The organism is Psychrobacter sp. 4Dc (assembly GCF_002836715.1).
Classification (GTDB): Bacteria; Pseudomonadota; Gammaproteobacteria; order Pseudomonadales; family Moraxellaceae; genus Psychrobacter.
Genome location: NZ_PJAT01000119.1, coordinates 1 through 2,810, shown reverse-complemented (window position 1 = coordinate 2,810; position 2,810 = coordinate 1). Strand labels below are relative to the sequence as shown.

Annotated in this window: 3 protein-coding genes; all 3 read right to left on the bottom strand. The window is 31.9% G+C overall.

The annotated features are described in order from the left end of the window. On the bottom strand, positions 1 to 537 hold a 537-nt coding region (locus CXF61_RS11455; RefSeq protein WP_165598273.1), incomplete at its 3' end, for a glycosyltransferase family 2 protein. A gap of 24 nt (positions 538 to 561) precedes the next feature. Continuing rightward, positions 562 to 1,695, bottom strand: a complete 1,134-nt coding sequence (locus CXF61_RS11450; RefSeq protein ID WP_227526674.1) for a polysaccharide pyruvyl transferase family protein — start codon at positions 1,693 to 1,695, stop codon at positions 562 to 564. 233 nt (positions 1,696 to 1,928) lie between these two features. Further along, a partial coding sequence (locus tag CXF61_RS11445; protein ID WP_165598272.1) for a nitroreductase family protein occupies positions 1,929 to 2,810 on the bottom strand: 882 nt, incomplete at its 5' end.

Genomic DNA, 2,810 nt, shown 5'->3' with positions numbered 1-2,810 from the left:
TTCCATATAGTTTATATTTTTATCGAAAGATATCTCTCTACAAAGCTCTGTTCTTATTAATTTATTACATAAACTAGAATGATATGTTCCAATGAGCATATTATGAATAAAATCATACTTATTACATGTATGATGTGTTATGAGTTCATCTCCGAGTTTGCCTTGTCCTGTATATGCACCTACAGCGATATCTGACCCATTATCAGTAATTGATTTATACAAATATTCAATTGCTCTTTCTGCCATTAAATCATCTGAGTCACAATGTATGACAAACTCACCATTAGTATTTTTTAATCCAAGCTGTCTAGCAGCAGCGACACCAAAGTTAGTTTGGTTTATCAACCTAAATCTTTGATCTTTTTTACATATATTCTCAGCGATCTCTTCACTTCTATCTGTTGAGCCATCATTTATTAGAATGACTTCAATATTCTGATAGGTCTGAGAAGCTATACTAGATAAACATTCTGATAAATAAAGTTCAGCATTATAAATAGGAACTATAATTGAAACCAAAGGTGTATCAAATGTCATAAAGTTTACTCATATACAGAAAGTCTATTTTAAAGATTCTTCAAGGTAAGAGAGAGAATTAATCTTCATTAAATTTAAATCTTTATCTTCGAGAGCAGTCACACTTTTTATAGCAATCGACTCTTTATATATAATTAATGGCTCATATACTAAATGCTCTAAGCCTCCAATTTTATTAAGCAACGACTCAAATCGGGCAGCACCCCGTTCTTTATTTACAATTACTAGGAAAGGTTTTCCAAAAACTATCGAAAAAACCATCCCATGAAATGAATCCGTCAGTATAAACTCTGCATTAGCAAATGATGCCAACCAATCTTGTACAGCCGGCATTTTATAATCCTCTAATTTTTCACTACTCAAGTCACCTAAACTATGCTTAGCTTGACAGTTATACACGTGAGCGTTCAGTTCCTCTGCTACATAATCTGCAGCTTTCTTTTTATCTTCATTTTTATCTAAAAAATAAGTGAATACTCCTTCACTTTTATCTGCTTTATATCTATCGCCTATCAATGCTAAGTAATCTTCTTTCTCTAATAACAATGTTGGATCTAGAACAAGCTCACTATCAACACCTAAATACTCTTTGCATAAATCAACTCCTGACTGCTCACGAACTGATATTGCATCAAATAATTTAGCGAGTTTAGAACATTTTTTAGTTTCTTCTACTGAATACTCCCAGTCATCAACACCAAACGATGATGCATAAGCAATTCGTTTAATTCCTTTATCTTTGCTGATAAAGTCCAAATAAAAATCGTAGATGTTCGGTGAGTACTTAGGACGCCATGTTTGATCACTACCAACAATGACAGCATCGTAGCTATTCTTCTTAAAATGTTTCTTAAGTTTTTTACTTTCATTGATATACTTGGACTGGACAATATTAGCGTTAATGAACTCTTGATTGTGCTTGGTTAAATAGCCTATTTTACTTTCAAGATTTATTGGTGCTTGTCGTTTACCTGTGGCTTTTTTAGCAAGACGATAGGCTAGTCTGAATTTTTTATAAATAAAACCACGCTCTTTAGTCTGATAGTCAATAGTAATCGGACTATGGCCCATATCTTTCAAGACTTTTTGTAAAGCGTAAGCTTGCATTATTCCACCATAGTTTTTACCCAGTGGTTGTGTCATTATGGCTATTTTCATTTTAGTAATCCTTTTAAACGTTTTATAGCTCTACATTTATATTACATGGTTCGATTAATAGTTGTATAGGATATAAGTATTTAAGGCGTGTCCTTAATTCAATCGATTGACACCCTAAATGGGATAAAAATGAGGACACGCCTTAATAAATTCAATATTTTCTTACATATTTTCAGCTTTAAGTATTGTTAACATCTTAAAAAAACAGTTATGAGTTATCTATCGATAGACTTTCAGTGATTTGTAAATATATCAGTTGTTGGGTTGCGAGGAGAATAAGCAACACTATATTGATCTTTTAAACAACCTACTCCAATCATCATTATTAGACGCTCGTTATCAGGAATCTCTGATACAGTCTTAACTTTTTGTTCAGTAAAAGATGGATAGCAGGTATTTAATGGACAAGATCCGAGGCCTGCTGCATGTATAGCTAACAATAAATTCATTGAAAACAACCCTCCATCAATAAATATTTGATTACTTTCATATGAAGTAAAGGCTTTAGCGTCTGCAGTTACTATAATCAATTTATCAATTACATCAGTAAACCCTGTATTACCGTTTTGGTATTTTAGTATCTCTTTTATTTTTACCTTATCACTATAATAGTGTACCTTCCAACCCTGTCTGTTACATACAGAAGGAGCACTTCTAGCAACTTCAACAGCTGAATATAAAAGACCATCAGGCACTGACTCATTTGAAAAATCTCTTACACTAACTCTACCCTGTGCAAACTCATTAAATTCTTCCAAACTCAATGTGCTAGCTGTTATTTTATTTATATACTTCAACCCACCTTTACCAACTATATCACTTCGACTTAGAAAATCATTAACAGTTTTTTCAAAATTTTCAGAAAAAACAAACCCCTCATTTTTATTAAACTTCATATAATCTATAAGAGTTTTTCTTATTGAGCAGACTAAATCATCAATACCATATAATTTTTCGTAGACTTCTGTTTTTGCTATAACATCAAGTATTTTAGGCTGACCAAATCCTAATCGTGGTTCTGGTAAAGCTAAGCCTTTTTCTATTATATGATAGTGCTTAGTTAAATAATATTTTAAATGAGACTTATCTTCTTTTAATGATTTCTCCTTAAAAGA

Coding starts and splice junctions, on each gene's coding strand:
- CXF61_RS11450 (WP_227526674.1), bottom strand. CDS start 1,695: ATGAAAATAGCCATAATGACACAACCACTGGGTAAAAACTATGGTGGA.